The organism is Acidovorax sp. WCS2018Noco2-16 (assembly GCF_031843945.1).
Taxonomy (GTDB): Bacteria; Pseudomonadota; Gammaproteobacteria; order Burkholderiales; family Burkholderiaceae_C; genus Paracidovorax.
The window spans coordinates 203,782-225,764 of sequence record NZ_JAVTJJ010000005.1; the positions used below are offsets into that span (position 1 = coordinate 203,782).

The 21,983-nt window shown below is 66.5% G+C and carries 21 protein-coding genes; 14 read left to right on the top strand and 7 right to left on the bottom strand.

The features are described 5' to 3' along the window. Positions 1-9: 9 nt before the first annotated feature. The 5 genes from RQI28_RS13180 to holA all read left to right on the top strand — a co-directional run bounded on the left by RQI28_RS13180 (position 10) and on the right by holA (position 5,640). A complete protein-coding gene (locus RQI28_RS13180) occupies positions 10-711 on the top strand; it encodes a MotA/TolQ/ExbB proton channel family protein (protein WP_311222357.1) in 702 nt (233 codons plus the stop codon). 27 nt (positions 712-738) lie between these two features. Continuing rightward, positions 739-1,161, top strand: coding sequence for a biopolymer transporter ExbD (locus RQI28_RS13185; protein WP_311222358.1), 423 nt, complete (start codon positions 739-741; stop codon positions 1,159-1,161). A 115-nt stretch (positions 1,162-1,276) separates the two neighbouring features. Beyond that, on the top strand, positions 1,277-3,970 hold the full coding sequence (gene leuS / locus RQI28_RS13190) for a leucine--tRNA ligase (protein ID WP_311222359.1): 2,694 nt from the start codon (positions 1,277-1,279) through the stop codon (positions 3,968-3,970). Between the two features lie 12 nt (positions 3,971-3,982). Continuing rightward, the gene (lptE, locus tag RQI28_RS13195; protein ID WP_311222360.1) at positions 3,983-4,483 is read left to right on the top strand and encodes an LPS assembly lipoprotein LptE; all 501 of its coding nucleotides are present in this window, start codon (positions 3,983-3,985) and stop codon (positions 4,481-4,483) included. A 104-nt stretch (positions 4,484-4,587) separates the two neighbouring features. Continuing rightward, a complete protein-coding gene (holA, locus tag RQI28_RS13200) occupies positions 4,588-5,640 on the top strand; it encodes a DNA polymerase III subunit delta (protein WP_311222361.1) in 1,053 nt (350 codons plus the stop codon). Positions 5,641-5,643: 3 nt separating this feature from the next. Here holA and RQI28_RS13205 read toward each other — a convergent pair whose 3' ends face one another. The 7 genes from RQI28_RS13205 to hemB all read right to left on the bottom strand — a co-directional run bounded on the left by RQI28_RS13205 (position 5,644) and on the right by hemB (position 13,613). Then, the gene (locus tag RQI28_RS13205; RefSeq protein WP_311222362.1) at positions 5,644-5,934 is read right to left on the bottom strand and encodes a hypothetical protein; all 291 of its coding nucleotides are present in this window, start codon (positions 5,932-5,934) and stop codon (positions 5,644-5,646) included. Between the two features lie 54 nt (positions 5,935-5,988). Then, positions 5,989-7,533: a DHA2 family efflux MFS transporter permease subunit gene (locus tag RQI28_RS13210; protein ID WP_311222382.1), complete on the bottom strand. Its 1,545-nt coding sequence runs from the start codon at positions 7,531-7,533 to the stop codon at positions 5,989-5,991. Between the two features lie 100 nt (positions 7,534-7,633). Continuing rightward, positions 7,634-8,866, bottom strand: coding sequence for an efflux RND transporter periplasmic adaptor subunit (locus RQI28_RS13215; RefSeq protein WP_311222363.1), 1,233 nt, complete (start codon positions 8,864-8,866; stop codon positions 7,634-7,636). Between the two features lie 152 nt (positions 8,867-9,018). Then, the gene (locus RQI28_RS13220) at positions 9,019-10,587 is read right to left on the bottom strand and encodes an efflux transporter outer membrane subunit (protein ID WP_311222364.1); all 1,569 of its coding nucleotides are present in this window, start codon (positions 10,585-10,587) and stop codon (positions 9,019-9,021) included. 33 nt (positions 10,588-10,620) lie between these two features. Then, positions 10,621-11,127 carry a MarR family transcriptional regulator gene (locus RQI28_RS13225; RefSeq protein ID WP_311222365.1) on the bottom strand — a complete coding sequence of 169 codons (507 nt, stop codon included), beginning with the start codon at positions 11,125-11,127 and terminating at the stop codon, positions 10,621-10,623. A 127-nt stretch (positions 11,128-11,254) separates the two neighbouring features. Then, positions 11,255-12,520, bottom strand: a complete 1,266-nt coding sequence (locus tag RQI28_RS13230; RefSeq protein WP_311222366.1) for a magnesium transporter CorA family protein — start codon at positions 12,518-12,520, stop codon at positions 11,255-11,257. 85 nt (positions 12,521-12,605) lie between these two features. Next, complete coding sequence (hemB, locus tag RQI28_RS13235) at positions 12,606-13,613, bottom strand: porphobilinogen synthase (RefSeq protein ID WP_311222367.1); 1,008 nt, start codon at positions 13,611-13,613, stop codon at positions 12,606-12,608. A gap of 67 nt (positions 13,614-13,680) precedes the next feature. On the opposite strand from hemB, the gene RQI28_RS13240 reads away from it, so the two are divergent. The 9 genes from RQI28_RS13240 to RQI28_RS13280 form a co-directional block, all read left to right on the top strand. Next, a complete protein-coding gene (locus tag RQI28_RS13240) occupies positions 13,681-14,109 on the top strand; it encodes a CopD family protein (protein ID WP_311222383.1) in 429 nt (142 codons plus the stop codon). A gap of 33 nt (positions 14,110-14,142) precedes the next feature. Next, positions 14,143-15,282 (top strand): VanZ family protein, encoded by a 1,140-nt coding sequence (locus RQI28_RS13245; RefSeq protein ID WP_311222368.1) that lies wholly within the window; start codon positions 14,143-14,145, stop codon positions 15,280-15,282. 9 nt (positions 15,283-15,291) lie between these two features. Next, entirely contained in the window at positions 15,292-15,660 is a 369-nt protein-coding gene (locus tag RQI28_RS13250; RefSeq protein ID WP_311222369.1) for a (2Fe-2S) ferredoxin domain-containing protein, read from the top strand. A 95-nt stretch (positions 15,661-15,755) separates the two neighbouring features. Continuing rightward, a complete protein-coding gene (locus RQI28_RS13255; protein ID WP_311222370.1) occupies positions 15,756-16,403 on the top strand; it encodes a serine aminopeptidase domain-containing protein in 648 nt (215 codons plus the stop codon). Positions 16,404-16,509: 106 nt separating this feature from the next. Beyond that, on the top strand, positions 16,510-17,679 hold the full coding sequence (locus RQI28_RS13260) for a D-alanyl-D-alanine carboxypeptidase family protein (RefSeq protein WP_311222371.1): 1,170 nt from the start codon (positions 16,510-16,512) through the stop codon (positions 17,677-17,679). Positions 17,680-17,983: 304 nt separating this feature from the next. Further along, positions 17,984-18,361, top strand: coding sequence for a 30S ribosomal protein S12 (gene rpsL, locus RQI28_RS13265; protein ID WP_008905797.1), 378 nt, complete (start codon positions 17,984-17,986; stop codon positions 18,359-18,361). A 170-nt stretch (positions 18,362-18,531) separates the two neighbouring features. Continuing rightward, complete coding sequence (rpsG, locus tag RQI28_RS13270; RefSeq protein WP_056668881.1) at positions 18,532-19,005, top strand: 30S ribosomal protein S7; 474 nt, start codon at positions 18,532-18,534, stop codon at positions 19,003-19,005. Positions 19,006-19,091: 86 nt separating this feature from the next. Continuing rightward, on the top strand, positions 19,092-21,194 hold the full coding sequence (gene fusA / locus RQI28_RS13275) for an elongation factor G (protein ID WP_311222372.1): 2,103 nt from the start codon (positions 19,092-19,094) through the stop codon (positions 21,192-21,194). Positions 21,195-21,417: 223 nt separating this feature from the next. Then, on the top strand, positions 21,418-21,983 hold a 566-nt coding region (locus tag RQI28_RS13280), incomplete at its 3' end, for a GTP-binding protein (protein WP_311222373.1).

Below are 21,983 nucleotides of genomic sequence, written 5' to 3' on the forward strand. Positions count from 1 at the left end.
AAGCCGCCCATGGACCTGCTGCACTGGTGGCGCGAGGGCGATGCGGTCACACGCGGCACGGCGCTGGTGCTGCTGGCCATGTCGGTGTCCAGCTGGGTCGTCATTTGCTGGAAGGCCTGGCTGCTGCGCAGCGCCCGGCGCGAGGTGCTGCGGGGCACGGCCGCGTTTTGGCAGGCGCCGTCGCTTGCCGTGGCGCAGCAGCGTTTGGAGTCTTTTGATGCTCTAGCGCTTGTCCTGCCTATGGTTGTAGCTATTAAAAATATAGCAAACGATATGCCAGGAGTGCATGCGAACACGCTTGCCACCCGGGGCAGCCGGTCGCAGCAGCTCACGCGGCTGCTGCGCGACGCACTGCACGGCGTGCTGCGCCGCCTGCAGTTCGGCCAGGTGCTGCTGGCCACGGTGGGCGCCACTGCGCCATTCGTCGGGCTGCTGGGCACGGTGTGGGGCATCTTTCATGCGCTCACCGCCATTGCCGGCGCCGGGCAGATCACCATCGAACGCGTGGCCGGCCCGGTGGGCGAGGCGCTGGTGATGACGGCCGCAGGCCTGGCCGTGGCGTTGCCGGCCGTGCTGGCCTACAACGTGTTCGGTCGCATCATCGGTGGTGTGGAGGCCGAGCTGGAAGGCTTTGCGCACGACCTGCGCGAGCTGCTGCTGGACACGGCGGACTCGCCCGCTGCCGCCAGCCCATCGGCTGCGCGCTGCTGACCACCGCATTACGACAAGGCACCCGGCATGGCATTCGGCCGCATCGAACGCACCCCCGGGCCGCGCCCCTTCAGCGACATCAACGTGACCCCGCTGGTCGACGTGATGCTGGTGCTGGTCGTCATCTTCTTGCTCACCGCACCGCTGCTGGCCAGCTCCATCCGCCTCGATCTGCCGCGTGCGGACGGCACCGCCAGCGGCGCGGCGCCCCAGTCGCTGACGTTGGTGCTCGACCGCACCGGCCAGGTGTTCGTGAACGACCAGGAACTGGACGCTGACGCCCTGGCGCAGCGCCTGGCGCAGACCGCGCAGGAGCGCCCCGGCACCGAAATCCAGCTGCGGGCCGATGCTGCCGTGCCCTATGGCCGCGTGGTCGAGGTGATGGGCGCGGCGCACGCGGCCGGGCTCACGCGCATCGGCTTCGTCGCCGAGCCGCGCGCGGGACGATAGCGACTGTTTCGCACCGACCGTACCCGGCGGCGCATCGCGCCTAAAATCGCCGGCTGATTCGCGGATTCCCGCCTTCCCTCTTTCCAGCAGCCGCGCCCGTGCGGCCCGCCTACCCATGCAAGACAAGTACCATCACGCCGAAGTCGAGCGCGCAGCGCACAGCCACTGGACGGCCTCCGACGCCTACCGGGTGACCGAAGACGCGGGCAAGCCAAAGTTCTATGCCTGCTCGATGCTGCCGTACCCCAGCGGCAAGCTGCACATGGGCCACGTGCGCAACTACACCATCAACGACATGCTGGCGCGCCAGCTGCGCATGAAGGGCATGAACGTGCTGATGCCCATGGGCTGGGACGCCTTCGGCCTGCCGGCCGAGAACGCGGCGCTGAAGAACGGCGTGCCGCCGGCGAAGTGGACGTACGAAAACATCGCGTACATGAAAAAGCAGATGCAGGCGATGGGCCTGGCCATCGACTGGTCGCGCGAGGTCGCAACTTGCGATCCGAGCTACTACCGCTGGAACCAGTGGCTCTTCTTGAAGATGCTGGAAAAAGGCATCGCCTACCGCAAAACCCAGGTCGTCAACTGGGACCCGGTCGACCAGACCGTGCTGGCCAATGAACAGGTGATCGACGGGCGCGGCTGGCGCACCGGCGCGCTGGTGGAAAAGCGCGAAATTCCGGGCTACTACCTGAAGATCACCGACTACGCCGAAGAACTGCTGGGCAACGTGCGTGGCGACCAGTTGCCCGGCTGGCCTGAGCGCGTGAAGCTGATGCAGGAGAACTGGATCGGCAAGAGCGAAGGCGTGCGCTTCGCCTTCCCGCACGACATTCGCGGTGAAGACGGCACGCTCATCGGTGACGGCCGCATGTACGTCTTCACCACGCGCGCCGACACCATCATGGGCGTGACCTTCTGCGCCGTGGCGCCCGAGCACCCGCTGGCCGCACACGCCGCCCGCGGCAACCCTGAACTCGCCGCGTTCATCGAAGAGTGCAAGGCCGGCGGCACCACCGAGGCCGAGCTCGCCACCCAGGAAAAGAAGGGCCTGCGCACGGGCCTGTTCGTCACTCACCCGCTGACCGAAGAGCCGGTGGAAGTGTGGGTGGGCAACTACGTGCTGATGAGCTACGGCGACGGCGCCGTGATGGGCGTGCCCGCGCACGACGAGCGCGACTTTGCGTTCGCGCAGAAATACGGCATCGACGTCAAGCAGGTCGTGCTGGTCGATGGTGAGACCTACGACTACCACCGCTGGCAGGACTGGTACGGAGACAAGCAACGCGGCGTCACCATCAATTCGGACAGCTACAGCGGCCTGTCGCACAAAGAGGCCGTGGCTGCCGTCGCCCATGCGCTGAACGAGAAGGGCCTGGGCGACCTGAAGACCACCTGGCGCCTGCGCGACTGGGGCGTTTCGCGCCAGCGCTACTGGGGCACGCCGATCCCGATCATCCATTGCGACGAGCACGGCGCCGTGCCGGTGCCCGAAAAAGACCTGCCCGTCGTGCTGCCGCAGGACTGCATTCCCGATGGCTCGGGCAACCCGCTGATCAAGCACGAAGGCTTCCACGCCGGCGTGACCTGCCCGATCTGCGGCAAGGCCGCGCGCCGCGAAACCGACACCATGGACACCTTCGTGGATTCGTCCTGGTACTTCATGCGCTATTGCGACCCGAAGAACGAAGACGCCATGGTGGCGGACGGTGCCAAGTACTGGATGCCGATGGACCAGTACATCGGCGGCATCGAACACGCCATTCTTCACCTGCTGTACGCACGCTTCTGGACGAAGGTGATGCGCGACCTGGGCCTGGTCAGCGTGGACGAGCCTTTCACCAAGCTGCTCACCCAGGGCATGGTGCTCAACCACATCTATTCGCGCCGGACCGCCAAGGGCGGCAAGGACTACTTCTGGCCGCATGACGTGGAGCATGTGCTGGATGAGACCGGCAAGATCGTGGGCGCGAAGCTCAAGAACGCGGCTGCCAGCAGCGAAGGCGAATTGCCCGTGGGCACGGCCATCGACTATGAGGGCGTGGGCACCATGTCCAAGTCCAAGAACAACGGCGTCGATCCGCAGGATTTGATCGAGAAGTACGGCGCCGACACCGCGCGCCTGTACACCATGTTCACTGCGCCGCCCGAAGCCACGCTGGAATGGAACGACGCCGCCGTCGAAGGCAGCTACCGCTTCCTGCGCCGGGTGTGGAACTTCGGCGTGAAGCTGGGCGCGCTGGACAAGGACGCGGCCCTGGCCAGCGTGGCCGGCGCCAGCACCCTGCAGGACGTCGCCTTCGGCAAGGAGGCGAAAGCGCTGCGGCTGGAGATCCACACCGTCCTTAAGCAGGTGGATTACGACTACCAGCGCATGCAGTACAACACCGTTGTCTCCGGCGCCATGAAGATGATCAACGCGCTGGAAGACTTCAAAGCGCTGGACAGCGCAGGCGCGCAGGTCGCGCTGATCGAAGGCTTCGGCATCTTGCTGCGCGTGCTGTACCCGGCCACGCCGCACATCACGCACGGCCTGTGGAGCGATCTGGGCTACGCCGGCGCGCTCGGCGATCTGCTCGACGCGCCCTGGCCCAAGGTCGATGACGGCGCGCTGGTGCAGGACGAGCTGGAGCTGATGCTGCAGGTCAACGGTAAGCTGCGCGGCTCCATCCACGTGCCCGCGTCGGCCGACAAGGCCGCCATTGAGCAGGCCGCCGTCGCCAGCGACGCCTTCCGCCAGTTTGCCCCGGACGCTGCGCCCAAGAAGGTGATCGTGGTGCCGGGCCGGCTGGTCAACATCGTGATCTGAGAGGCTTCATTCATGCAAAGACGCACTCTCCTGGCCGGCTTGGCCGCCACCACGCTCACCGCCTGCGGCTTTCGCCTGCGCGGGGCGCCGGACTTCAGCTTCCGCTCGCTGTACGTGCAGGCGCAGCCTGGCTCGGCCATCGGGCGCGAGTTGCGCCGCACGCTGCAGGGCTCGGGCGGCAACCTGACGCTGCTGACCGAGCCCACCCAGCTGACGCAGGCCGAGGCGATTCTCGACATTCTCTCCGAGCAGCAGGAGCGCTCGGTGGTGGGCGTGAACGCTTCGGGCCAGGTGCGCGAGCTGCAACTGCGCCTGCGCATGCGCTTTCGCCTGCGCAACCAGCAGGGCGTGGAGCTGATCCCCGATACCGAACTGATGCAGCAGCGCGACGTCAGCTACAACGAGTCGGTGGCGCTGTCGAAAGAAGGCGAAGAGGCCCTGCTGTTCCGCAACATGCAGACCGACCTGGTGCAGCAGCTCATGCGCCGCCTCGCAGCCGTCAAGACCATTTGATCGCCGGTTTGATTGCCACGATTGTTTGCTATTAATATGATAGCTGCTCGCGCTTATTGCATAAGCGCTGCAGGCACTTTTGACCTGAAAGTGGGGCGCTGGCCATGCAAATCGCGCTGAACCAGCTGGCCGCGCAGCTGCAAAAGGGCGTGCGCTCGCTCTACACGCTGCACGGCGACGAGCCGCTCTTGCAGCAAGAGGCTGCGGACGCCATTCGCGCGGCGGCGCGCACGCAGGGCTACACCGAGCGCAGCAGCTACACCGTGGCCGGCGCGCACTTCGACTGGAGCGCCGTGCTGGCGGCGGGCGGCTCGCTTTCGCTCTTTGCCGACAAGCAGATCGTGGAGATCCGCATTCCGTCGGGCAAGCCCGGCAAGGACGGCAGCACCGCGCTGCAGCAGATCGCCGCCTTGGCACAGGGTAACGACAGCACGCTCACGCTGGTGCTGCTGCCGCGCCTGGACAAGGCCACGCGCACGGGGGCCTGGTTCGCCGCGCTGGAATCGCACGGCGCCACGGTGCAGATCGACCCGGTGGAGCGCGCCGCATTGCCGCAGTGGATCGCCCAGCGCCTGGGCGCGCAGGGCCAGCGCGTGGCGTCGGGCGACGAGGGCCAGCGCACGCTGCAATTCTTTGCCGACCGGGTGGAGGGCAACCTGCTGGCCGCCCACCAGGAAATCGCCAAGCTGGCTTTGCTGCACCCGTCGGGCGAGCTGTCATGGGCACAGGTCGAGTCGGCCGTGCTGAACGTGGCGCGCTACGACGTATTCAAGCTGTCCGAGGCCGTGCTGTCGGGCCAGGTGCTGCGCGTGCAGCGCATGCTCGACGGCCTGCAGGCCGAGGGCGAGGCCGAGGTGCTGGTGCACTGGGCGCTGGCCGAAGACATTCGCGCCTTGAAGCGCGTAAAAGACGCCGTGAACGCCGGCAAGCCCCTGCCCATGGCACTGCGCGAAAACCGCGTGTGGGGCCCGAAAGAGCGGCTCTTCGAGCGCATCGTGCCGCGCTTTTCCGACGCCGCCGCCGCGCGGCTGCTGCAGTCGGCCCACACGGTGGACGGCATCGTCAAGGGCCTGAAGTCGCCCGACTGGCCCACCGACGGCTGGCAGGCGCTGCAACGCCTGGCGCTGCAGCTGTGCAAGGCCTGCGCGGCGCGCTGATGCTTACGCGGGGTCGGCGGCCAGCACGCCGCCCGCCTTGTCGGCCCACATCTGCAGGCTGTCCACCAGATCCTTCTGGCTGAACGAGCAGCTTTCTTCCGCAAACAGCGCGCCCGATTCCAGCCGGTCCAGCAAGCCCAGCAGCACCTCGTCGTAACGCGCCGGCAGCGCTGCGCGCAAGGCAGCGAACGCACGGGTCTGGTCGCTGAAGGCATGCGGGCGCAGATCGCCCTGGCGCAGGCGCCTCAGCGCATCGCTGAAGGTAGAGAGTTCGGTGGCGGCAGGGGTGGTCATGCTGCAGTGTTCAAGTCGTCGAAAACGGCGAGATTACCCCGCCCGGCCCGGTGCTCAATGCGCCCCGGCCGCCGCATCCGCACTGCCGGCGCTGGCGCGCACCGGGTGGGCCAGCCACACCAGTGGAATCAGCAGCAGAAAGAGCACGGCCGACGCATAGAAGATGTCGTTGGCCGCCAGCATGAAGGCCTGCTGGTTCACCATGCGCTCCACCTGCGCCAGCGCCTGTTCGGGCGACAGGCCGCCTGCCTGCAGCCCCTGCAACGTTTGCGTGACGGCGATGCCGCCCTGCTGCAGGCCCTCGGTCAGCTGCGCATGGTGCAGCGTGGCGCGGCGCTCCCACAGCGTGGTCGACACCGACGTGCCGATGGCCCCCGCCGTGATCCGCATGAAGTTCGACAGGCCCGACGCCGACGGTATGCGCGCCGGTGCGATCTCCGACAGGGTGATGGTCACCAGCGGAATGAAGAAGAACGCCATGGCCACGCCCTGGATCAGGGTGGGCACCATGATGGTCATCAGGTCGGCCTGGGTGTTGAAGCGCGAACGCATCCACAGCACCAGCGCGAAGACCAGGAAGGCGAACGTGGCGAAGCGGCGCGGGTCCACCTTGGCGATGTTCTTGCCCACCACGGGCGAGAGCACCAGCGCCAGCAGCCCCACCGGCGCCAGCACCTCGCCGGCCTGCGTGGCGGTGTAGCCCATGTACTGTTGCAGCCACAGCGGCAGCAGCACCACGTTGCCGAAGAAGAGGCCGTAGCCGACCGAGGTGGCCAGCGCGCCGGCCCAGAAGTTGCGAATCTTGAAGAGCGTCAAATCGACCACCGGATGGTCTTCGCCGCGCTCCCAGATCATGAATGCGATGAAACCCACCACCGCCACCACGCCGCAGGCGACGACCCAGGGCGAGGCGAACCAGTCGTGCTCCTTGCCGATGTCCAGCATCACCTGCATGGCCGCCACCCAGATCACCAGCAGCGCCAGGCCGATGGAGTCGATGGGCAGCGTGCGACGCTCGGATTCACGGTGGCGGAAGATGCCCCAGGTGACCACCACGGCGGCGATGCCCACCGGCACGTTGATGTAGAAGATCCACGGCCAGCTCATGTTGTCGGTGATCCAGCCGCCCAGCAGCGGCCCCATCACCGGCGCGACCAGCGTGGTCATGGACCACATCGCCATCGCCAGCCCGGCCAGCGCCTTGGGGTAGCTCGACAGCAGCAGCGACTGCGACAGCGGAATCATCGGGCCCGCCACGAAGCCCTGCAGCGCGCGGAAGGCGATCAGCGTGGCCATGTTGGGCGCGATGCCGCACAGCAGCGACGCCAGCACGAACAGCGTGACGCTGGCCACGAACAGGCGCACCTGCCCGAAGCGCTGCGACAGCCAGCCCGTCAGCGGCACGGCGATGGCGTTGGCCACGGCAAAGCTGGTGATCACCCAGGTGCCCTGCGTGGGGCTCACGCCCAGGTCGCCCGCAATGGCGGGCAGGGACACGTTGGCGATCGACGTGTCCAGCACGTTCATGAAGGTGGCGGCCGAGAGGGCCAGCGTGCCCCACAGGCGCGCGCTGCCTTCCAGCGGGGCCGATGCTGCCATGGGTGCGGCAGCCGGCGCGGCACGGGGTGCCGGGGCGGAGGGGGTTGCGGTCGTCATGCGCGCCTTGCGTGATCGTGATCGTGATCTGGGTCGTGGTCGATCAATGCGCTGCCGTCTTGCCGGCGTTCGCCGCGACGATGCGCGCCACCTCGGCCGTCGCGCCATCGTCGAGCCCGGCATACACCGCCGTCTGCGCCACGGCGCCCGTGCGCGGCGCGTCGGCCAGCAGGGCGCCATCGCGCTGCTGCGTGTTCACGGTCACGTCCATCGACAGGCCCACGCGCAGCGGGTGCTGCTGCACCTCGGCGGCATTCAGCGCAATGCGCACGGGCACGCGCTGCACCACCTTGATCCAGTTGCCGGTGGCGTTCTGCGCGGGCAGCAGCGCAAAGGCCGAACCCGTGCCCACGCCCAGGCCTGCGATGGTGCCGGTGTATTCCACCTTCTTGCCGTACAGGTCGGCCGTCAGCGTGGCGCTCTGGCCCAGGCGCAGGTTGCGCAACTGGTTTTCCTTGAAGTTCGCGTCCACCCACACCTGGCCCAGCGGCACCATGGTCATCAGCGGCGTGCCGGCGGCCACGCGCTGGCCCAGTTGCACGGTGCGGCGAGCGATGTAGCCGTCCACCGGGGCGGGCAGGGCGGTGCGGCGCTCGGCCAGGTAGGCTTCGCGCACGCGGGCGGCGGCGGCCAGCACGCTGGGGTGCTGGTCCACGGCCAGGCCCTGGGTGAGCGACTGGTTGCTGGTGAGCTGTTCGCGCGCGGCCACCACGCCGGCCTGGGCGCCGGCCAGCGCCGTGCGGGCCGATTCGAGCTGGCTCTGCGCATGGTTCAGCTCTTCCTTGCTCACGGCGCCGTTGCCCGACAGCGAATGGCGGCGGCGCAAATCATCTTGCGCACGGGCCACGTCGGACTGCGCACGCGCCACGTCGGCATCCCGCAGGCGGATCTGCGCGGCCAGCGAGCCGTTGTTGACGTAGAGCGTGCGCACTTGCCGCACCGCCTGCGCCAGGTTGGCTTCAGCCTGCTCCAGCGCCACGCGGGCGTCGGCCGGGTCCAGCTTGACCAGCGGCGAGCCGGCCTTCACGAAGTCGGTGTCGTCGGCCAGGATGGACATGACGGTGCCGCCGGTCTGCGGCGTGATCTGGATGACGTTGCCCTGCACGTAGGCGTTGTCGGTGCTCTCGTAATGGCTGGCGACCAGCCAGTCGTACACGCCCCAGCCGGCGCCGGCCAGCACGACCACGGCGGCCAAAGTGATGAGGGCCTTGCGGCGGCCGGCCTTCTTGTCGGCGGGAGCTGTGGGGGTGGCGGGAGAGGTTTGCGGTGCGTTCATGGTGCGACTCGAAAAGAAGGGGGTTTCAGCGCAATGCCAGTCAGTCGGTGAAGAAGAAAACCCGTTCGGGCTGAGCCTGTCGAAGCCGGGGCAGGGAGTGAAAGCCCTTCGACAAGCTCAGGGCGAACGGGTTGGGTTGACCGGCATGGGGTTCAACGGCCGGCAGCAGCGGCGGTCACAGCCTGGCCCGGCGGCGCCGCCGTGTCCTGCCAGCCGCCGCCCAGGGCGCGCATCAGCGCCACCTGCGTGTCGAGCCGGCGCGCGGCCAGGTCCACGGCCTGGCGGCGCTGGGCCAGCACGCTGGTCTCGGCCGTCAGCACGTTCAGGTAGTTGCCCAGGCCGGCTTCGTAGCGCTGGCGGGCGATGGCCCAGGCGCTTTCTGCGGCCTGCTGCGCCTGGCGCTGCTCGGCCAGCTGGCGGTCAATGGCGCCGGCCGAGGCAATCTGGTCGGCCGCGTCATGCACGGCGTCCAGCAGCGCGGCGTTGTAGCTTTCCACGGCGGCGTCCAGGTCGGCCGACTGGCCGCGCAGGTTGGCGCGCAGGCGGCCCGAATCGAAGATCGGCAAGCGAATGGCCGGGCCCGCGCCCCATTCCTTGCTGCCGGCCTGCACGAAGCGGTCCAGCCCGATGGACGAGAGGCCGACGAAGGCCGTCAGGTTCACGTTCGGGTAGAACTGCGCGCGCGCCACGGCCACGTTCTGCGCGCCTGCCTCCACACGCCAGCGGGCGGCGGCCACGTCGGGCCGGCGGCCCAGCAGGTCGGCGGGCAGCTGGGTGGGTGTTGCTATCGAATGAATAGCTGCCAGCGGTTGTGTATCAAGCGCTAGAGCACTATTTGGCTCTGCAACCAGCGCGCCCAGGGCGTTGCGGGTCAGGGCGATCTGTTCGCGCAGCACTTCGATCTGCTGGCGCGCCTCGGGCAGGCCGCCTTCGCTCTGGCGCTGCTCCAGCTGCGTGTCCAGTCCGGCGGCCACGCGGTCTTGCACCAGCCGCAGGGTTTCGCCACGCTGCGCCAGGGCGCGCTCGGCCACCGCCAGCTGCGCCTGCTGGCGGGCCAGCTGGATGTAGTTGCGCGCCACGTTGGCGGCCAGCAGCAGCCGCGCCGATTGCGCCTCGGCCTGCGCGGCGTTGGCCGTGCCCAGGGCGGACTGCAAGGCCGCGCGGTGTTCGCCGAAGAAGTCGATCTCCCAACTGCCCATGAGCCGCGCCGTGCCGCTGTTGAGGGTGCCGCCCGCCAGCGGCGGCGGGTAGGGGCCGTTGGCGCTGTAGCGCTGGCGGTTCACGTCCAGGCTGGCGTTCAGGTGCGGGCCGGTGGCGGCGCGGGCGGTGTCGGTGAAGGCGTTCGCGCGGGCGACGCGGGCTTCGGCCAGCTTCAGGGTGGGACTGTTCGCGAGGGCCCGGTCGATCAGCGCGTCGAGCTGCGCATCGCCGAAGCCGCGCCACCAGTCGGCGGGCACGGCGGCGTCCACCTGCAGCGTGCCAGGGGCCGGGGCGGCGCCGGATTGTCCCAACCCCAGCGACGCCGCATCGCGCATTTGCGCGGAGGGCGCGATGCCGGACATGTCGGCACAGCCCGTCAGCCCGGGCAGGGCGGCGATGGCCAGCGCCAGCGTGGCGAAGTAGAGCGCGGCGCCTTGCAGGCGGCCGGGCTCCCGGGGCGCGGGAGCCGGGCCGCGGGTGTCGGCCGGGGCGTTGTCGAGGGATGTGAGCTGGTTTTTCATGGTGTTTTGTGCTCTGGGTTCAGTAGGCAGGGGTCAGGCGCCGAGGGGCGGCTCCAGTGATCGCGCGTTGGCATACAGGCGCGCCAGATAGCTGCGCAGTTGCGTTTCCTCGTCGGCGCTGAAGCCTTGCAGCAGCGATCGCTGCAGGCCTTGCAGCACGGCAGGCAACTGCTGCGCGGCGGCGCGGCCTTCGTCGGTCAGTTCCAGGTTGACCACGCGGCGGTCTTCCACCGACCTTTCGCGGCGCACCAGGCCCTTGGCTTCCAGGCGGTCGAGCAGGCGTGTCATGCCGCCGGCGTCCAGCTGGCAGACGCGGGCGAGTGCGGCGACGGTGCCGGGCTGGTCGAGCAGCAAGCGCAAGAGCGGCTTCCACTGCGCATCAGTCAGGCCCAGCGGTTCGACCTGGCGGTCGATGTGGGAGCCCAGCAGCGTCACGATGCGGCGCATCTGGTAGCCCAGGTGCTGTTCCACAGGGTGCGGCACAGCGCCCTGTCGGTCCAGTTCGAGGGCTACGGAGTCGTCGGCGAAAGAAGCAGTCATGGCCGCAATATTAATTGACTAGGCAATTAATGTTTTGACAGCCTTTGTCATGTCTGACTTCTGGGTGGGGTTATCCCTATGTATCCGGGCCAGGACCAGCCGGGCGGCGCCGTTGAGCGCCCGTCGGTCAGTGCTTGCCGGTGCGCACCAGGTAGCGCTTGCGCCAGAAGAGGGCGATCAGCGCGACGGCGGTGACGGTCATGGCGCCCATGGCCCACCAGAAGCCATCCTGCATGTGGATGAGCGGAATGAATTCGAAATTCATGCCGAAGATGCCGGCGATGAGGTTCAGCGGCAGGAACACGGCCGTCAGCGCGGTGAGGGTGCGCATGATGTCGTTGGTGCGGTTGCTTTGCACGCTGAAGTGCATCTGCACGGCGGTTTCGGTACTCTGTTCGAGCCGGCGCACGTGGTGCACCACGCGCTCGATGTGTTCCAGCACGTCGCGGCTGCGCACCTTCAGCAGGTCCAGCTCGCGCAGCGCGGGCACGGTGTCGGGCAGCGCCCAGGTCTCCAGCGTGTCCACCCAGTCCTGCACGGCGGCGCGCTGGTCTTCGCAGATCTCGTCGAGCTGGTGCAGCGTGAGCCGCGCGTCCAACAGCGCGTTCCAGTTGGCAAAGCGCGTGCGGGGCTTGAGCAGCTCGGCCTGCCAGTGGTCGAGCTGGCGCGAGAGTTCGCGGCGCAGGTCGAGGTAGTTGTCCACGATCAGGTTGACCACGCGCAGCATCAAATCGGCCGGGCTGGCGGGCAGGCGGCCGTTGACGACCGGGCCGTTGCGCAGCTCGCGCGCCACGGTCTCGGCCGGCGTGACGGCAGCGACGGCTGCGGCCGTGGTGTGCGCCATGGCAGGGTCGGGCGTGGCCGCCGATGCTGCGGCGTGCGATTGCAGGCCGGGTTGCGGTGGCGCCAGCAAGCGCGCGGCATAGGCGTCGCGCACGGTGCAGTCGACCGGGTGCACGGTCAGCAGCACCTGGTCAAACACGGCGAAGCCGACGGGGCTGGTGTCGATGCGCCGCAGCACCGGCGGGCCGCCGCGCCGCAGTGTGGCTGCGTCGCTATCCGCACCCATGCCTGCGTTGGGCAGTACAGCCGTGTCGCACTGCGTGGCAGTCAGCCGGCGAAAGACCAGCAGGTCGTATTGCGAGGTGTAGTCGTAGTGCGATGGCAGCTGCGCGTTCAGCAGGTCGGACACATGCAGGTCCACCAACTGCAGCCCGGCCGTGGCCTGCAGCGCGGCTTGCAGCCTCGGCAGCTCGGCGCTGAAAGAGGGGCGCGTGCAGGAGATCCACACGAAGCCCTGCGCGGGCGGGGCCGAGGGCAGCTGGCTCAGCTCGCGCGCGCTGCCGGGCTGGATGTGGAAGACGCGGATCGCGCCGGAGGATTCTTCAGTCAAATCGGGCTCCAGCGCTTGATCATCAAGCGCCAATAGCTATTATTTTAATAGCGTCGTGCTTGTTGAGTGCTTTTTTGCGCGCAGATCAGGCCCGCAGCAGGCGGGCAGCGTCGCGGGCGAAATAGGTCAGGATGCCGTCGGCCCCGGCGCGCTTGAAGGCCATCAGGCTTTCCATCATCACCGCGTCGTGGTCGAGCCAGCCGTTGGCGGCAGCGGCTTTCAGCATGGCGTATTCGCCGCTGACCTGGTAGGCGAAGGTGGGCACGCGAAATTCGTCCTTCACGCGGCGCACCACGTCCAGGTAGGGCATGCCGGGTTTCACCATCACCATGTCGGCGCCTTCGGCGATGTCCAGCGCGACTTCGCGCAGGGCTTCGTCGCTGTTGCCCGGGTCCATCTGGTAGACGTTCTTGTCGGCTTTCCCCAGGGCGCCACGCGTGCCCACGGCGTCGCGGAACGGGCCGTAGAAGGCGCTGGCGTACTTGGCGCTGTAGGCCATGATGCGGGTGTGGACGTGGCCCTGCACTTCCAGCGCGTCGCGAATGGCGCCGATGCGCCCGTCCATCATGTCGCTGGGCGCAACGATGTCCACGCCGGCCTCGGCATGCGTCAGCACCTGGCCGACCAAGATCTCCACCGTGTCGTCGTTGATGATGTAGCCGGTGGCATCCAGCAGGCCGTCCTGGCCGTGGCTGGTGTAGGGGTCGAGCGCCACGTCGGTCAGCACGCCCAGGTCGGGGAATTCCTTTTTCAACGCCCGAATCACGCGCGGAATCAACCCGTCGGGGTTCAGCGCTTCCTTGCCGTCGGGGGTTTTCAGCGCGGCGTCGATGGACGGGAACAGCGCCAGCACGGGAATGCCGAGCTTGACGCAGTCTTCGGCCACGGGCAGCAGCAAATCGAGGCTCAGCCGGTCCACTCCGGGCATCGACGTCACGGGCTGGCGAAGGTTCGTACCTTCGTGCACGAACACCGGGTAGATGAAGTCGTGCGGCGTGAGCACGTTCTCGCGCACCAGGTTGCGGGTGAAGGCATCGCGGCGCAGTCGGCGCGGGCGGTGGGCGGGGAAGGGGGTGGGGCTGGACAGATGCATGGCCGAAATTGTGCGCCACATTGACTCACCCGGCTGGCGCCGCATGCAGCGCCCGTACACTGCCCGCATGCTCTGGGTCAAAGCCTTTCACATCGTATTCGTGGCCAGTTGGTTCGCCGGCCTTTTCTACCTTCCGCGCATCTTCGTGAACCTGGCCATAGTGCCGGCCGGTTCGCCCGCCGAGCGCGACCGGCTGCTGCTGATGGCGCGCAAGCTGCTGCGCTTTTCCACCCTGCTGGCCGTGCCCGCGCTGGGGCTGGGGCTTTGGCTCTATCTTGGTTATGGCATCGGCCGCGGCCCGGGCAACGGCTGGATGCACGCCAAGCTGGCCGTGGTGGTGCTGGCTGTGGGCTACCACCACGCCTGCGCGGTGCTGCTGCGCAAGCTGGCCGCGGGCACCAGCCAGCGCAGCCACCGCTGGTTTCGCTGGTTCAACGAGGTGCCGGTGCTGCTGCTGGTGGCTGCGGTGGTGCTGGTCGTCGTCAAGCCATTCTGAATTTTTGATCGGCTTCACGACGGAACGCCCGCCGTGCACAAGACTTCTGCCTGGCCGCTGGCGCTGCTGTATGCAGCGCTGATCGTCTTTGCCAGCCTGTTCCCGTTCGAGGGCTGGCGTGAGCAGGGCATCTCGCCGTGGGTGTTCTTCTCCGCGAAGATGCCGCCGCCGTATTGGACGTGGTTCGACGTCAACATCAACGTGGGCGGCTACGCGCCGCTGGGCTTTTTGCTGGCGCTGGCCTTGCTGCGCAGCGGCTGGTCGCGCGCGGCCATCGTGCTGGCCACGCTGGCCGGCGCATTGCTGTCGCTGGCCATGGAGTTTTTTCAGATCTACCTGCCGCGCCGCGTGCCGTCCAACATGGACCTGGCGCTGAATACCGCGGGCGCGCTGCTGGGCGCGTTGGTGGCCGGCATGCTGGAGCGGCTGGGCGCCATCGACCGCTGGAGCCGGCTGCGCGCGCGCTGGTTCGTGGAGGACGCACGGGGGGCGCTGGTGCTGCTGGCGCTGTGGCCCATGGGGCTGCTGTTCCCGGCGGCCGTGCCTTTCGGGCTGGGGCAGATGTGGGAGCGGATGGAACTGGCGCTGTCCGAATGGCTGGAAGACACGCCGTTCCTGGACTGGATGCCCGTGCGCACCGAGCCGCTGGAGGCGCTGTCGCCCGGGGCTGAACTGCTGGCGGTGCTGCTGGGCGTGCTCATTCCGTGCCTGCTGGGCTACTGCGTGATCCGGCACCTGGGCCGGCGCGCCGCCTTTGCGGTGGGCACCGTCGCCGTGGGCGTGGGGGCGACGGCACTGTCCGCTGCCATGAGCTGGGGGCCGACCCACGCCTGGGAATGGATCACGCTGCCCGCGCACGTGGGCCTGTGGGCGGGGCTGGCGGCCGCGCTGCTGCTCGTCGCCGTGCCGCGCCGGGCCTGCGCGGCCCTGCTGCTGCTGGCGCTGGCGCTGCACTTGAATCTGTTGAACCAGGCGCCCACCAGCGCCTACTTTGCCGAAACGCTGCAGGCCTGGGAGCAGGGCCGGTTCATCCGGTTCTTCGGGCTGGGGCAGTGGCTGGGCTGGCTGTGGCCCTACGCCGCGCTCATCTACGTGGTGCAGCGCGTGTCGCGCCGCGACCGTGAGGCCGGAGCACTGCCGCAGCCACAACCGCCGCAACAGGGTGCGTCCTAAAATGCCTCCATGAGCGACACCCCCACCCCACAGGCTGACGCGCCCGGCACGCCCAGCTACTACGAGCGCCACATCTTCTTTTGCCTGAACGACCGCGGCAAGGGCGAAGAAAGCTGTGCGCAATATGGCGCGCAGGCCGCCTTCGACCGCTGCAAGTCGCTGGTGAAGTCCGCCAAGCTGTCCGGCCCCGGCAAGGTGCGCGTGAACAAGGCCGGCTGCCTGGACCGCTGCGCCGGCGGCCCCATCGCCGTGGTGTACCCCGAGGGCACCTGGTACACCTATGTGGACAACAGCGACATCGACGAGATCGTCGAGTCGCACCTGAAGAACGGCCAGGTCGTCGAGCGCCTGCTGACGCCGCCGGACGTGGGCCGCTGACAACAACGCCGCTCCCATCCGACAGTTTTTAAGTGTTTTAAGCCTCTAGCGCTTATCCATCAAGCGCTGGCAGCTATTAATTTGGTAGCAACGCTGTGAATGCCCAGACCGAACGCCTGACCCTGGACGGCCCCGCCGGCGCCATCGAGGCCGTGCGCGACGCCGCCGCCGTGCCCGAGGGCGGCACCGCGCGTGGCATCGCCGTCATCGCCCATCCGCACCCGCTCTTCGGCGGCACCATGGACAACAAGGTGGTGCAGACCCTGGCACGCGCCTTCGTCGCCAGCGGCTGGACGGCGGTGCGCTTCAACTTCCGCGGCGTGGGCGCCACGGCGGGCACGCACGACGAAGGCCGGGGCGAGCTGGACGACCTGCTGGCCGTGGTGCGCCAGGTGGCGCCGCAGGGTCCGCTGGCGCTGGCCGGCTTTTCGTTCGGCGCCTTCGTCACCAGCCATGCGCTGGAGCGCCTGTGGGCCGAGCGCCAGGGCGACATCCAGCGTGCCGTGCTGATCGGCACCGCCGCGAGCCGCTTCACCGTGGCGCCAGTGCCGGCCGATGCGCACCAGCGCACGCTGGTCGTGCACGGCGAGGCAGACGACACCGTGCCGCTGGCCGCGGTGATGGACTGGGCGCGCCCGCAGATACTGCCCGTTACCGTCGTGCCCGGAGGCGGCCATTTCTTTCACGGACAATTGCCGCTGCTGAAAAACCTGGTGACCCGCCACCTGCAGGCTGACCTGTAGAGCTGCGCATTCGCGCGGCTGCGGCGCCTGCGCCGGCCTGGCGATTCGCCGCCTCTTTCTGTCCTTTCTTCTTCACTCTTTTTTTTCCGAACAAGTGCCTGTGTCCATGAAGTCTTTTCTGCCCTCGCTGCGAACCCTTGTCTGCGCCGCACTGATCGCGCCTGCCGCCCTGTGGGCCCAGGTGCAGGCGCCCCAGCCGCCCGAGATCGCCGCACGCAACTACCTGCTGCTGGACGTAACGGCCGGCCAGGTGCTGGCCGCCAAGGACATCGACGCGCCGGTCGAGCAGGCCTCGCTTACCAAGCTGATGACCGGCTACCTGGTGTTCGACGCGCTGCGCGCCAAGAAGATCACGCTGGAGCAGAAGCTGCCGGTGAGCGTGCGCGCCTGGAAGATGCCCGGCTCGCGCATGTTCATCGACCCCAAGATGCAGGTGCCGGTAGAAGACCTCATCAAGGGCATGATCGTGCAGTCGGGCAACGATGCCACCATGGCGCTGGCCGAGGGCGTGGGCGGCACGGCCGAGAACTTCGTCAAGCTGATGAACGACCAGGCGCAGGCGCTGGGCATGAAGGGCACGGCGTACAAAAACCCCGAAGGTCTGACCGAGCCCGGCCACACCACCACCGCGCGTGACCTGGGCGTGCTGGCCAGCCGGCTGATCAAGGACTTTCCGGAGTACATGCACTACTACTCCACCAAGCAATACGCCTATCCGGGCACGCCGGTGTCCAACGGCACCAACCGCAACTCGCTGCTGTTTCGCGACCCCACGGTGGACGGCCTGAAGACCGGCCACACGGCAGCGGCCGGCTACTGCCTGGTGTCCACGTCCAAGCGGGACTTTCCCAACGTCGGCCAGCGCCGCCTGATCTCCATCGTGCTGGGCGCCGCCAGCGAAAACGCCCGCGCCAACGAAAGCCAGAAGCTGCTGAACTGGGGCTACACCGCCTTCGACGCGGTCAAGCTGTTCGATGCCGGCCAGCCCGCCGCCACGCCCGCCGTCTGGAAGGGCACGCAGAACACGCTGAAGATCGGCCGCCCCGACGCCATCGTCGTCACCGTGCCGTCCGGCAGCGCCGGCAAGGTCACCACCCAGATCGTGCGGCAAGACCCGCTGGTCGCGCCCTTCACCAAGGGCCAGGCTGTGGGCACGCTCAAGGTGTCGCTGGGCGACCAGGCTATCGCCGAGGTGCCGCTGGTGGCGCTGGAAGCCGTGGAGCAGGCCGGCATCTTTGGCCGCGCATGGGACGCGATCCGTCTCTGGATCAAATAGCAGGTACATCTCCCCGAGGCGCTACCGCGCCTTCACCCCTTCTCTCGAATGACCATGTGATTCGGGAAGGGGACACCGCCAGCGCGGCGCCCTTGCGTTGCGGTCCTGAAATTGGCGACGCGCTGCCACAGCGGTGCCGCCTCTTGTGCCAAGGGGTTCAGTAGAGAAGTCGCATTGCTTGCCCGCTTTGGGGCTTGCTGCTACATTAGAAGGCTTTTCGGAATTTCCGAAGGGATTCACGTTTTCGTGTTCACGAAGCTGTCACCGGCTTACACGAAGAATTTCACGTTTAGGGACGTATTCAATGCCAACCATCAATCAATTGGTCCGTCAGGGGCGCGAGGTCGAAAAGACCAAGTCCAAGAGCCCCGCGATGGAAAACTCTCCACAGCGCCGCGGCGTGTGCACCCGTGTGTACACCACGACGCCAAAGAAGCCTAACTCCGCTCTGCGGAAGGTCGCCAAGGTGCGCCTGACCAACGGCTTCGAAGTCATCTCCTACATCGGCGGCGAAGGCCACAACCTGCAGGAACACAGCGTCGTGCTGGTTCGCGGCGGCCGTGTGAAGGATTTGCCAGGTGTGCGTTACCACATCGTGCGTGGCTCGCTCGACTTGCAAGGCGTGAAAGACCGCAAGCAGTCGCGCTCCAAGTACGGTGCCAAGAAGCCCAAGGCCAAGTAAGCCCTGCGCTTTTCGCAAAGAATTTTCGGTGCTGTCTCCCGCGTGGCGCGGTGGTGCAGCGTAGTGGCCCCAAACGCAAGTGTTTTGCGCGGGTCGAGTAAGTGGGAGTCCTTCATTGGCTCTCGCGGTGTCTGAAAAGACGCCAACTGAAGCAAAGATAGAGGTGAAAAATGCCACGTCGTCGCGAAGTCCCCAAACGTGAAATCCTGCCGGATCCCAAGTTCGGCAATGTCGAGCTGTCCAAATTCATGAACGTGATCATGGAAGGCGGCAAGAAGGCTGTTGCAGAGCGCATCATTTACGGTGCCCTGGAGCTGATCGAGAAGAAGCATCCTGACAAGGACCCGCTGGAAGCTTTCACCGTTGCCATCAACAACGTGAAGCCCATGGTGGAAGTGAAGTCCCGCCGCGTTGGCGGTGCCAACTACCAGGTTCCTGTCGAAGTGCGCCCTGTGCGTCGTCTGGCGCTGTCGATGCGCTGGATCAAGGAAGCCGCCCGCAAGCGTGGCGAAAAGTCCATGGCCCAACGTCTGGCCAATGAGCTGCTGGAAGCCACGGAAGGCCGTGGCGGTGCGATGAAGCGCCGTGACGAAGTGCACCGCATGGCAGAAGCCAACAAGGCTTTCAGCCACTTCCGCTTCTAAGCTTCGTCCCCATATCTCGAAGGCCGGGAGCCCGATCCGCCAGTTTTGGCGGGCGGGCTCTTAGCCGTTAAAACGAAAGAAACATCATGGCACGCAAGACCCCCATCGAGCGCTACCGCAATATCGGTATCTCGGCCCACATCGACGCTGGCAAGACCACGACGACCGAACGTATCCTGTTCTACACCGGCGTGAGCCACAAGATTGGCGAAGTGCACGATGGTGCTGCGACCATGGACTGGATGGAGCAAGAGCAAGAGCGCGGCATCACGATCACCTCGGCTGCCACTACCTGCTTCTGGAAGGGCATGGACAACTCCTACCCCGAGCACCGCTTCAACATTATCGACACCCCCGGCCACGTGGACTTCACGATTGAAGTCGAGCGCTCTATGCGCGTGTTGGACGGTGCCTGCATGGTGTACTGCGCTGTGGGCGGCGTGCAACCCCAGTCGGAAACCGTCTGGCGCCAGGCCAACAAGTACAAGGTGCCGCGTCTGGCATTCGTCAACAAGATGGACCGTACCGGTGCCAACTTCTTCAAGGTCTACGACCAGATGAAGCTGCGCCTGAAGGCCAATCCTGTGCCCGTCGTGATCCCGATTGGTGCCGAAGAAAACTTCACCGGCGTGGTCGACCTGCTCAAGATGAAGGCCATCATCTGGGACGAGGCCTCGCAAGGCATGAAGTTCAGCTACGAAGAGATCCCGGCTGAACTGCTGGAATCCGCCAAGGAATGGCGCGAGAAGATGGTGGAAGCTGCGGCCGAAGCCTCTGAAGAGCTGATGAACAAGTACCTCGAAGAGGGCGACCTCTCCGAAGACGAGATCAAGCTCGGCCTGCGCACCCGCACCATCGCCACGGAAATCCATCCGATGCTGTGCGGCACCGCGTTCAAGAACAAGGGTGTGCAGCGCATGCTGGACGCCGTGATCGACTACCTGCCAGCGCCTACCGACATCGCTGACGTGACCGGTACCGACGAAGACGAAAACCCCGTGACCCGCAAGGCGAACGACAGCGAGAAGTTCTCGGCACTGGCATTCAAGCTGATGACCGACCCGTTCGTGGGTCAGCTGACCTTCGTGCGCGTCTACTCCGGCGTGCTGACCAAGGGCGACACCGTCTACAACCCGATCAAGGGCAAGAAGGAACGCATCGGCCGTATCGTGCAGATGCACGCCAACGAGCGTCAGGAAGTCGAAGAAATTCGCGCCGGCGACATCGCTGCCTGCGTGGGCCTGAAGGACGTGACGACCGGCGAAACGCTGAGCGACATCGACTCGCAGATCATTCTGGAGCGAATGGTGTTCCCTGAGCCTGTGATCACGCAGGCCGTGGAACCCAAGACCAAAGCCGACCAGGAAAAGATGGGCATCGCCCTGCAACGCCTGGCGGCTGAAGATCCTTCGTTCCGCGTGAAGACCGATGAAGAGTCGGGCCAGACGCTGATCGCCGGCATGGGCGAGCTGCATCTGGAAATCATCGTGGACCGCATGAAGCGTGAGTTCGGCGTGGAAGCCAACGTGGGCAAGCCCCAGGTCGCCTACCGCGAAACCATCCGCAAGACGGTGGAAGAAGCCGAAGGCAAGTTCGTGCGCCAGTCCGGCGGTAAGGGTCAGTACGGCCACGTCGTGCTCAAGATCGAGCCGAACGAAGCCGGTAAGGGCATCGAGTTCGTCGATGCGATCAAGGGCGGTGTGGTTCCACGCGAGTACATCCCTGCGGTGGAAAAGGGCATCAACGAAGCCGTGGGCCAAGGCGTGCTGGCCGGCTACCCGGTGGTCGACGTGAAGGTCACGCTGCACTTCGGTTCGTACCACGATGTGGACTCGAACGAACTGGCGTTCAAGATGGCTGCCATCTTCGGTTTCAAGGAAGGCTGCCGCAAGGCCGGCCCCGTGATTCTCGAACCCATGATGGCCGTGGAAGTGGAAACGCCTGAAGACTACGCCGGTACCGTGATGGGCGATCTGTCCTCGCGTCGCGGTATGGTGCAGGGCATGGACGACATGGTCGGCGGCGGCAAGGCCATCAAGGCCGAAGTGCCCCTGTCCGAAATGTTCGGCTACTCGACCTCGCTGCGCTCCGCAACGCAAGGCCGTGCCACGTACACGATGGAATTCAAGCACTACAGCGAAGCACCTCGCAACGTGTCGGAAGCCATCATGGCTTCGCGCGCCAAGTAATTGGCATGTCGGGAGGGAGTCGCTTCAGCGGCTCCTTCTCCGCTGGTTAGAGTGAAATTGGCCTCTAGCGCTTATTCAGTAAGCGCTAGTAGCTATAAAAATAGTAGCAAGATTCTTGCAATCTGCGACCCGGTGCCGTCCTGTTGCCCTGTGCGGGACGAATCAGCAATCGGGTGCAGACGTTAAACCCCAACACAGGCATTGCTCTTTGGAGAAAAGAAAAATGGCAAAAGGTAAGTTCGAACGTACCAAGCCCCACGTCAACGTGGGCACCATCGGCCACGTGGATCATGGCAAGACGACGCTGACCGCAGCGATCGCCACCGTGCTGTCCGCCAAGTTCGGCGGCGAAGCCAAGGCCTACGACCAGATCGACGCAGCACCTGAAGAAAAGGCTCGCGGCATCACGATCAACACCGCCCACGTGGAATACGAAACGGCTAACCGCCACTACGCCCACGTCGACTGCCCAGGCCACGCCGACTATGTGAAGAACATGATCACCGGCGCTGCCCAGATGGACGGCGCTATTTTGGTGTGCTCGGCCGCTGACGGCCCAATGCCCCAGACCCGCGAACACATCCTGCTGGCCCGCCAAGTGGGCGTGCCTTACATCATCGTGTTCCTGAACAAGTGCGACATGGTCGACGACGAAGAGCTGCTCGAACTCGTCGAAATGGAAGTGCGCGAACTCCTGGACAAGTACAACTTCCCAGGCGACGACACCCCGATCATTCGCGGCTCCGCCAAGCTCGCTCTCGAAGGCGACAAGGGTGCCCTGGGTGAAGA

Bases quoted from the DNA above. Each gene is read 5' to 3' on its own strand.
- RQI28_RS13180 (WP_311222357.1), top strand. From the start codon at position 10: ATGGACCTGCTGCACTGGTGGCGCGAGGGCGATGCGGTCACACGCGGC.
- RQI28_RS13185 (WP_311222358.1), top strand. From the start codon at position 739: ATGGCATTCGGCCGCATCGAACGCACCCCCGGGCCGCGCCCCTTCAGC.
- leuS (WP_311222359.1), top strand. From the start codon at position 1,277: ATGCAAGACAAGTACCATCACGCCGAAGTCGAGCGCGCAGCGCACAGC.
- lptE (WP_311222360.1), top strand. From the start codon at position 3,983: ATGCAAAGACGCACTCTCCTGGCCGGCTTGGCCGCCACCACGCTCACC.
- holA (WP_311222361.1), top strand. From the start codon at position 4,588: ATGCAAATCGCGCTGAACCAGCTGGCCGCGCAGCTGCAAAAGGGCGTG.
- RQI28_RS13205 (WP_311222362.1), bottom strand. From the start codon at position 5,934: ATGACCACCCCTGCCGCCACCGAACTCTCTACCTTCAGCGATGCGCTG.
- RQI28_RS13210 (WP_311222382.1), bottom strand. From the start codon at position 7,533: ATGGCAGCATCGGCCCCGCTGGAAGGCAGCGCGCGCCTGTGGGGCACG.
- RQI28_RS13215 (WP_311222363.1), bottom strand. From the start codon at position 8,866: ATGAACGCACCGCAAACCTCTCCCGCCACCCCCACAGCTCCCGCCGAC.
- RQI28_RS13220 (WP_311222364.1), bottom strand. From the start codon at position 10,587: ATGAAAAACCAGCTCACATCCCTCGACAACGCCCCGGCCGACACCCGC.
- RQI28_RS13225 (WP_311222365.1), bottom strand. From the start codon at position 11,127: ATGACTGCTTCTTTCGCCGACGACTCCGTAGCCCTCGAACTGGACCGA.
- hemB (WP_311222367.1), bottom strand. From the start codon at position 13,613: ATGCATCTGTCCAGCCCCACCCCCTTCCCCGCCCACCGCCCGCGCCGA.
- RQI28_RS13240 (WP_311222383.1), top strand. From the start codon at position 13,681: ATGCTCTGGGTCAAAGCCTTTCACATCGTATTCGTGGCCAGTTGGTTC.
- RQI28_RS13250 (WP_311222369.1), top strand. From the start codon at position 15,292: ATGAGCGACACCCCCACCCCACAGGCTGACGCGCCCGGCACGCCCAGC.
- RQI28_RS13260 (WP_311222371.1), top strand. From the start codon at position 16,510: ATGAAGTCTTTTCTGCCCTCGCTGCGAACCCTTGTCTGCGCCGCACTG.
- rpsL (WP_008905797.1), top strand. From the start codon at position 17,984: ATGCCAACCATCAATCAATTGGTCCGTCAGGGGCGCGAGGTCGAAAAG.
- rpsG (WP_056668881.1), top strand. From the start codon at position 18,532: ATGCCACGTCGTCGCGAAGTCCCCAAACGTGAAATCCTGCCGGATCCC.
- fusA (WP_311222372.1), top strand. From the start codon at position 19,092: ATGGCACGCAAGACCCCCATCGAGCGCTACCGCAATATCGGTATCTCG.